6 protein-coding genes and 2 pseudogenes are annotated in these 8,706 nt (G+C 67.8%); 4 read left to right on the forward strand and 4 right to left on the reverse strand.

All coding sequences use genetic code 11. From position 1 onward, the window contains the following. From ADL01_RS15040 to ADL01_RS15055, 4 genes and pseudogenes are all read right to left on the reverse strand, one after another. A pseudogene (locus ADL01_RS15040) lies at window positions 1–681 on the reverse strand (fuconate dehydratase); the annotation flags it as partial. A 107-nt stretch (window positions 682–788) separates the two neighbouring features. Next, on the reverse strand, window positions 789–1,832 hold the full coding sequence (locus tag ADL01_RS15045; RefSeq protein ID WP_053742500.1) for an ABC transporter permease: 1,044 nt from the start codon (window positions 1,830–1,832) through the stop codon (window positions 789–791). Next, entirely contained in the window at window positions 1,825–3,387 is a 1,563-nt protein-coding gene (locus tag ADL01_RS15050; RefSeq protein WP_053742501.1) for a sugar ABC transporter ATP-binding protein, read from the reverse strand. The genes ADL01_RS15045 and ADL01_RS15050 overlap by 8 nt, the downstream gene beginning before the upstream one ends. Before the next feature lie 45 nt (window positions 3,388–3,432). Continuing rightward, entirely contained in the window at window positions 3,433–4,494 is a 1,062-nt protein-coding gene (locus tag ADL01_RS15055; RefSeq protein ID WP_053742502.1) for a sugar ABC transporter substrate-binding protein, read from the reverse strand. A 578-nt stretch (window positions 4,495–5,072) separates the two neighbouring features. On the opposite strand from ADL01_RS15055, the gene ADL01_RS15060 reads away from it, so the two are divergent. The 4 genes and pseudogenes from ADL01_RS15060 to ADL01_RS44690 all read left to right on the forward strand — a co-directional run. Beyond that, on the forward strand, window positions 5,073–7,010 hold the full coding sequence (locus tag ADL01_RS15060) for an alpha-L-fucosidase (protein WP_053742503.1): 1,938 nt from the start codon (window positions 5,073–5,075) through the stop codon (window positions 7,008–7,010). Between the two features lie 312 nt (window positions 7,011–7,322). Continuing rightward, window positions 7,323–7,892 (forward strand): hypothetical protein, encoded by a 570-nt coding sequence (locus ADL01_RS46120; RefSeq protein ID WP_053742504.1) that lies wholly within the window; start codon window positions 7,323–7,325, stop codon window positions 7,890–7,892. A 72-nt stretch (window positions 7,893–7,964) separates the two neighbouring features. After that, window positions 7,965–8,321 (forward strand): hypothetical protein, encoded by a 357-nt coding sequence (locus ADL01_RS43720; RefSeq protein WP_159049524.1) that lies wholly within the window; start codon window positions 7,965–7,967, stop codon window positions 8,319–8,321. Window positions 8,322–8,379: 58 nt separating this feature from the next. Then, window positions 8,380–8,706: pseudogene (locus tag ADL01_RS44690) on the forward strand (transposase family protein); the annotation flags it as partial.

Genomic DNA, 8,706 nt, shown 5'->3' on the forward strand with positions numbered 1-8,706 from the left:
GATCTGGGTGAAGCCGTCGGCGACGGCCTCGCGGGCCAGGCGGGCCAGCTTCTCGTCGGAGTAGCCGAGCCAGCCGGGGGTGGTGGTGTAGGCGGGGTAGCCGCGCTCCAGGAGGCGGGCGATGCGCTCCTGGCGGCCGGGTTCGGCGCGGCGCAGGATCTCCAGGGCGTCCTCGGGGGTGAGGGCGTCGCTGAGCCAGCGGAAGTCGACCTGGGCGACCAGGTCTTCCGGTGACATCTCGCCGAGGAAGCGCCAGACCGGCTGGCCGGCGCGCTTGGCGGCCAGGTCCCAGGCGGCGTTGACCACGGCGCCGGTGGCCATGTGGATGGCGCCCTTCTCGGGGCCGAGCCAGCGCAGTTGGGGGTCGTGGACGAGGGAGCGGGAGAACGCGCCGAGGTCGCCGCAGACTTCCTCGACCGAGAGGCCGACCACGTGGGGGGCGAGGGCCGCGATGGCGGCGGCCTGGACGTCGTTGCCGCGGCCGGTGGTGAAGGCCAGGGCGTGGCCCTCCAGGCCGTCGCCGGCGTCGGTGCGCAGGACGACGTAGGCGGCGGAGTAGTCGGGTTCGGGGTTCATCGCGTCCGACCCGTCCAGGTGCTCGGACGTCGGGAAGCGCACGTCGAGGACGTCCAGGGCGGTGATGCGGGCGGATGCCGATACGGGGGACTCGGTGGAGGACATGGCAACTCCTAGGGGGCAGGGGCGAACGGCCCTGCGACGAGATGGGGAACGACGGAGAGTCCGGCGGCCGCGCGGTCACAGGTGGATCTGGCGACGGCCGCCCGAAGTCACTCCTGGGCCTTGCCGCCCGTGATGCGCGAGATCATCAGCGCGACCAGGATGATCAGGCCGTTGAGGGCGCCGATCCACTGCGCGGGTACACCGCCCAGGGTGAGCACGTTCTGGATCATGAAGAGCAGCAGGATGCCGCTGAAGGCCCCGAACATGGTGCCCTTGCCGCCGTTGAGGCTGATCCCGCCGATGACGGCGGCGGCCATGACGGTGAAGATGTAGCCGTTGCCCTGGGCGGAGGCGACGGAGGCCAGGCGTCCGGAGAGCAGGAGTCCGGCGAGGGCGGCGAGCGCACTGCCGGTGACGATGACGATCCACAGCACCCGGTCGGTGCGGATGCCGGCCGCCTTCGCGGCGTCGACGTTGCCTCCGATGGCGTAGAGCGAGCGGCCGAAGCTGGTCCAGCCGAGGACGACGATGGCGATGGCGAACAGGGTGAGGCAGAGCCAGATGGAGGCCGGCATCCCGAACCATTCGGCGGTGCCCAGGTAGAGCATCGACTCCGGCAGCTGGAAGAAGGTCTGGCCGCCGGAGATGCCGGTCAGGACACCGCGCAGGACGATCAGCATGCCGAGGGTGACGATGAAGCCGTTGAGGCCGAAGCGGATGATCAGGACGGCGTTGACCACGCCGATCAGCACGCCGACGGCGAGGGTGACCGGGATCGCCCAGGCGCCGGGCAGCAGGCCGAGGCCGTGTCCCGCGCCGGCCGGCACCACCAGCCAGGCCGCGACCCCGGGCGCGAGGCCCATGGTGGACTCGAGTGACAGGTCCATTTTCTTGACGATCAGGATCATCGTCTGGGCGAGGACCAGCAGCGCGATCTCGGACATGGTCTGCAGGACGTTGATGAGGTTGTCGGCCTGCAGGAAGATCGGGTTGACGATCTGTCCGACGATCGCGATCACCACGATCGCGGGGACGAGCGCGAGGTCACGCAGCCTGGCCACCGGTATCCGGCCGCCGAACAGCGCGGTCGGCTTGGTTCTCGGCTCCGCGGCCTCTGAGGCGGGCTTGTCCGCGAGAACGGATTCAGGCATTGAGGTCCACTCCTTCCATCGCGGCCACGAGGTCGTGGTCGTGCCAGCCGCGGGCGATCTCTGAGGTCACTCGGCCCTGGAACATCACCAGGATCCGGTCGCACATGCGCAGGTCGTCGAGTTCGTCGGAGGCGATGAGCACTCCGGTGCCGGTCCGCGCGGTCTCCTCGACCTTGTCGAGGAGGAACTCCTTGGAGCGCACGTCCACGCCCGCGGTCGGGTTGATCAGGACCAGCAGCTTCGGATCGTCGGCCAGGGCGCGGGCCATGACGACCTTCTGCTGGTTGCCTCCGGACAGCGCGGAGACCGGCAGGTCCGCTGAAGGGGTCTTGATCGCGAGGTTCTCGATCATGCCCTCGGCGAGGCGGTCCCGGTGACCGCGGCTCAGGAAACCGTGGGAGCCGAGCCGTTTGGGGATGGACAGGGTGGCGTTGTCCGCGATCGACATGTCGGGGACGAAGCCCTGGTGGTGGCGGTCCTGGGGGACGAATCCGGCGCCGGCGGCGAGCGCCGCGGGCACGCTGCCCGGCCGGGGCCGCCGCCCGGCGATCTCCACCTCGCCGCCGTCGGCGGACCGAAGCCCTACGACGGTCTCGGCGACCTCCGTACGACCGCTCACCGTGGCCCCGGCGAGTCCCACGATCTCGCCCGCCCCCACCTGGAAGGTGACATCGCCGTAGGTTTCGCCGCTCAGCCCCTGGACGTCCAGCGCGACCGTGGCACCGGTGTCCAAAGTGCTCGCCCGCACCTCGCGCCGGTCGGCTGCCGCCTCGCCGGTCATGGCGGCGACGAGTTCGGTTCGGGGGAGTTCGGTCACCGGCGCGGTCAGGATGTGCCGGGCGTCACGGAACACGGTCACCATGTCGCAGATCTCGTAGATCTCCTGGATGTGGTGACTGATGAACAGGAAGGTCACGCCCTGGCGTTGCAGGTCGCGGATGCGGTCGAAGAGCCGGTTGATGGCGGCCGCGTCGAGCTGGGCGGTGGGTTCGTCCAGGATGATGAACCGCGCGCCGAAAGACAGCGCGCGGGCGATCTCGACGAACTGCCGCTGCTCCACGTTAAGTTCGTTAGCAGGAGTCTGTGGGTCGACGTCCACCGACCAGGTCGACAACGTCTCCTGCGCACGGCGGCGCACGCCCTGCCAGCTGATCAGCCGGCCGGCTCCGTGGTGGTGCCGGTTGAGGAAGAGGTTCTCGGCGACGGTCAGCGTGGGGATGATCGTCGACTTCTGGTAGACACAGGCAACCCGCCTGCGCCAGGCGTCGCGGTCAGTGAGCCGCGGCGCCTGGGTGCCGCCGAAGGAGACCGTTCCCTCGTCCGGGGCCTGGAGGCCGGTGAGGACCGAGACCAGGGTCGACTTGCCGGCTCCGTTGCGGCCGACGAGCGCGTGGGTCTCACCGGGCCGGATGGTGATCCGGGCGCCGTTCAGGGCCACCGTCGGACCGAATCGTTTGACAATGCCCGTCGCCTCGACGACAGGCGGGTCGACCGGGACCCGCCCGCCGTCCGCCGGGGCGGGCGCGGGGGTTACTGCTCGCTCCCCGTCGCTCATCTCAACCGCCTTGTACTCGTGAACCGTTGATTTCCTGACGAACCATCAGCTGAGGTTGTTGCCCCACAGGGACTTGTCGTCGCTCTTGAGGCTGGGCACACCGCCGTAGGTGCCGCCGTCACTGGTGACCAGCGGGGCGGAGAGCTGGTCCTCCAGCAGCCCCTCGCGGACCTGGATGATCGTGCTGTCGTGGTCGGTCCTGCCGGGCTTGAACGTCTTCCCGTCGATCGCGGCCCTGAGGTAGTACAGGGCGTACTTGGCGTAGAGGTCGGCCGGCTGGGAGACGGTGGCGTCGATCTTGCCCTCGCCTATGGACCTCAGTTCCTCGGGAATGCCGTCGTTGGACACGACGAACACGTGCTTCTTGTCCGAGGGGTCGACCAGCAGGCCCTTCTGCTTGAGCACCTGGAGCGTGCCCGGCAGCGCGAAACTCGACTCCATGTAGACGCCCTTGATGTCCGGGTTGGCCGTCAGGTCCGTCTGGAGCTTCTGGGCCGCGACTGCGCCGTCCCAGTTGGTCGCCTCGCCGAACACCTTGATGCCCGGGTAGTCCTTCTTCATGCAGTCGTTGAACGCCTCGGTGCGGTCACGGCCGTTGATGGAGTCCAGGCCGCCCTCCAGCATCACGACCTTGCCCTTGCCGCCGAGCTTGGTGCCCAGGTACTGGCACGCCTTCTCCCCGTACGCCCGGTTGTCGGCGCGGACCACCATGAAGACCTTGCCGGCGTCGGGGCGGGTGTCCACGGTGACGACCGGGATCTTCTTCGCCTCCAACTGCGCCAGCGTCGGCGCGATGGCGGCGGTGTCCTGCGGGGCCATCGCCAGACCCTTGACACCCTGACTGATGAACGTCTGCGCGTTGGCGGTCAGCTTGGCGACGTCGTTCTGCGAGTTGGTGGTCTTGAGCGAGAGGCCGAGCTCCTTGGCGTACTCCGGCGTGTACTTGATGTACGAGTTCCAGAAGTCGGTGTCGGAGCGCGGGTAGTCGACCCCCACCAGCGGGGCACCGCCGGCGGACGTGGAGGCGGAACCTCCGCCACAGGCGCTGATCAGCAGCAGGGCGGACGTGGCCGAGACGGCGGTGCAGAGTGCGGTTCTGAGTCTCATGGCTTGTTTCCTCACGCGGAACGGCTGGACGGGCGGGCAATGTTTCGGGGATGCGAACGCCAGATGACGTCACCTCTAGACATGGGATGTTTATAGGCGTGAATCCTTCTCCGTGTCCAGACGTTTGCGACCACTGGCACAAAAAACCAGATAACGAGTAGAGAACGGTGGCGGGCACAGGCTCCCACCTCGTGATCCATCCCATCTCTGCCTTCGTCGGCGCTTCGCCGTGCGACCCCCTGACTCGATCGCCGTTGGCCCAGACATGCCATGTCTGAGCCCACGTGAGGCACCTTATAAGGTGCAATCGATGACAAATAGGCTATGTTTCCTGTCTTTCATCCCTGTGCGGGTGTTGACATCCGTGGGATATGTGGCCGAAGTTCATCGTTAACATCCGGAGCCTCCGGCCTGGGGTGCTGTTCGACCCGGTCCACGCCCACCCACAAACCGTCGTTCGCAGCACCTGGGAGTTCGCCGACTGCCCGCAGGTGCGAGAACCGGGCGATACGCATTTGGTCATCTCTCACGGTGTACAGCTCAGCCAGGGATAAAGCACACAAAACAGGAGTGAGATCATGTCGTCAGGAAGACTGTCCCGCCGTACGCTTCTGACTGCCGCGGGTGCTGCGGCAGCAGCGACCGCCCTGCCCGTTCTTCCCGCCTTCTCCGGCCTTCTGGCCGAAGCATCCGCCGCTGACCTGCAGACCAATCTGGCCAATCTGGCCAACCTGCGGTTCGGGATGTTCAACCACTTCAACCTGGGCACGTTCACGAACGAGGAGTGGGCCGCGCCGAACCAGAGTCCCACGCTGTTCGCTCCCACCGCCGTCGACTGCGCGCAGTGGGCGGCTGCGGCCGCCGCCGCGAAGATGGACTACGGGGTCCTGACGACCAAGCACCACGACGGCTTTGCCCTGTGGCCGAGCGCCTACGGCACGCAGAACGTCGCGAACAGCTCCTACAAGCACGACATCGTGCAGGCCTACGTCACCGCGTTCCGCGCTCAGGGCCTCAGAGTCGGCCTGTACTACTCGATCTGGGACCGCACCTACAACGTGCAGGCCTACGACACACGGCACGGGGTCGCCGCCACCGAGGAGATCCAGCCGGGGGACATCACCTTCATCCTCAACCAGATCACCGAGTTGCTGACGAACTACGGCACCATCGATATGTTCATCACCGACGGCTACGCCTGGCAGATGGGCCAGCAGGCCGTCTCCTACCAGCGGATCCGCGAACACGTGAAGTCGCTGCAGCCGAATATCGTCATGATCGACCACGGCGGGCTCTCGCAACCGTGGCTCGGCGACGCGATCTACTTCGAAGAACCTCTCGGTGTCACCTCGCCGGCCGGAAACACCTACGCCTCCCTCCAGGGACAGACGATCAGCAACGGCTGGTTCTGGCACCCTTCCACGCCTACCACCGACCCGATGAGCCAGGCGGCGATCCTGTCGCATCTCGCGGACCTGGAACCGAAGTACACCTCGTTCATCCTCAACTGCCCGCCCAACCGCAACGGCGTACTGGACACCAACATCGTCAACCGCCTGGCCGGTGTCGGCGCCGCGTGGAGCCCGAACACCTCCCGGGCCCCGCTGCCGACCCAGCAACTGCGCTGCGAGCACCCGGTCAACCCGGTCAATGCCTACGCCACCGCCTTCCACACCGGCGAGGGCCCGCTCAACGCCATCGACGGGCTCAGCGACAAATCCTTCGAGACCTGCTGGTCCACCTGGGGTCTGTCGCTGCCACAGTCGATCACGATCGACCTGGGCGGGGTCTGGAGCAACGTCTCCACCCTGGAATACCTGCCCAAACAGTGGAACCGGTCCAACACCACCGACGGCGACATCACGTCGTACACCATCTACACCAGCACGGACGGCGTCACCTTCACGCAAGCCGCCACCGGCACCTGGGCCGGCGACGCGACGACCAAGCTGGTGGAGTGGACGAACCGCAACGTCGGTTTCGTGCGCATCCAGGTCAATGCCGCCACCGGCGGCTACGCGAACATCGGCGGCGTCAGGATCGGCGGCCGGTCAGTCAAGCCCGCCCTGGTCTCCAGCACGTTCCCCGGCAACTCGACCGTCTACAAGCTGGTCAACCGCAACAGCGGAAAGGTGGCCGACGTGTACAACCTCGGCACCGCCAACGGCACCAACATCCAGCAGTGGCCCTGGCTGAACAACACGGCCCAGAAGTGGACCTTCGTGAGCACCGGCGACGGCTACTTCAAGATCCGCAACGTCAACAGCGGCAAGCTCATGGAGGTCGCAGGGCTCTCCCGCGTCGACGGCGGAAACGTCGCCATATGGGCCGATGCCAACGTTCCCCAGCAGCACTGGGCCCTGACGCCCACCGGCGACGGCTACTACTTCCTCACCAACCGGCTCAGCGGTCTTTCACTCAACGTGGACAGCGCTTCCACCGCCGACGGGGCCAACATCAACCAGTACACGTACACCAACGCCGCTCGGGAGCAGTGGCAGATCATCCCCTCCTGATCCTGCCCTCCGGCCCGCTCCTCCCCGGCCTGTTGCGAGGGCCAGCGGTGGCGGTCCCCTGCGGGCGCGAGGCGCCTGGCACCTCGCGCCCCCCAGAACGCGTGCCTGATTCCATCATTGAAGCCCTGCCATCCTGAGTTTTGCAGGTCACGGGGGCTGGTGTGGCTGTGTGGTGGCCGGCTCGTGCTGGCCGGAGGCGAGATCGTTAGCAGGTGATCGTCCGTCTCAGGCTCGTTCTGCGGGAATCGGTTTTCGGGCGGTGGTCTCTTCGTACGCTCCGAGAGGGAAGGCCGGACCGGAGAAGGGCTGTTCATGGCGGATGTGCTGACGTGGACGATCGAACGGCGGGTGATGTTGGCTGAGCGGGCCGAGCTGCTGCGCAAGGAACTGGCGGAGATCGACGTCGAGGTGGCCCGGCCGGAGGCTGCCGAGGTGGTGTACGGGCAGTGGGCCGAGGCGACCGACGGCGGACGCCGGCCGTCGGGCATCGTGGAGCCGGAGCCGGAGTCGGAGCCGGAGCCGGAGCCGGAGCCGGAGCCGGAGCCGGAGCCGGAGCCGGACCCGGACCCGGACCCGGACCCGGAGCCGGAGCCGGAGCCGGTCGTGGTGGGGCCGGTGGTCTTGACGCCGGGTGCGGCCGGGATGCGGCTGGTCCCGGACCGCGTTGACGGGATGGGTCTGGAGGTCCTGGCCTCGGACTATCGGCGGGTTGTGGAGATCGTCACCGATGCGGGCGGTCCGATGATGGCGAAGGACGTGGCCCGCACGCTGGGCCGGGAGCTCGCTCCCGGCAAGGTCGAGCCGGTCCGCGGCCAGCTGCGCAAACTCGCCGACCGGGGCTGGCTGCCGAGGACCGGTGCGGGCCGCTACCTGCCACGCTGACCGGCCGGAACGCGAGTGGACCGGCTGATTTCTGCCGTAACAAGAGGGCCCCCGGCGGAAGTTGGGGTGTGTGTGAAGACAACCAGCTCCGCCGAGGGCGCTCAGCACGCTGTCTACCAGGTCCGGCTCCCGGTGTCGAAGCGGACCCTGGACCTCGTCGGGGATCTGATACGCCGTGAACGCAACCGGCTGGGCACCCGCTGGCGCAAGGTCCCCGCGGGCACTCAGACGTTGATCGTGCTCGCCGTTCTCCGCCATGACCAGAGCCTCGCCGACATGGCCGGCGGCAACGCCGTCTCCGCTTCCACCGTGCGCCGCTGGGTGCAGGAGGTCCTGCGTCTGCTGGCCACCCGCGCCCCGCGCCTGGACCGCGCCCTGAAGAAGATCGCGCAACGGGGCGGCGTGGTCGTCCTGCTGGACGGACCCTGATCCGCACCCGGCGCCGCACCGGAGCGGACAACCGCAGAACTACAGCGGGAAACACAAGGCCCATGGCCTGCTGTTTCTCGCGCTGACCGACGAGAAGGGCAATCTGATCTGGATCTCCTCGGCCCGGCCCGGCCGGTCCAGCGAGATCACCACCGCCCGCCACGACACGATCACCGCACACCTTCGCGAAACCGGCCTCGGCGCCCTGGCCGACCTCGGCTTCGTCGGCCTCCACGACCAGCCCGACGACGACCGGGTGATCATCACCGGCCGCAAGGCCACCCGCAACCACCAGCTCACCGACGCGGAGAAGGAGGCGAACCGTCTGCTCAGCCGCGAACGCGCCGCCGTCGAGCACGGCTTCGCCAACCTCAAGACCTGGCGC

Origin of the sequence: Streptomyces sp. NRRL WC-3618 (assembly GCF_001280005.1) — a bacterium.
GTDB lineage: Bacteria > Actinomycetota > Actinomycetes > Streptomycetales > Streptomycetaceae > Streptomyces.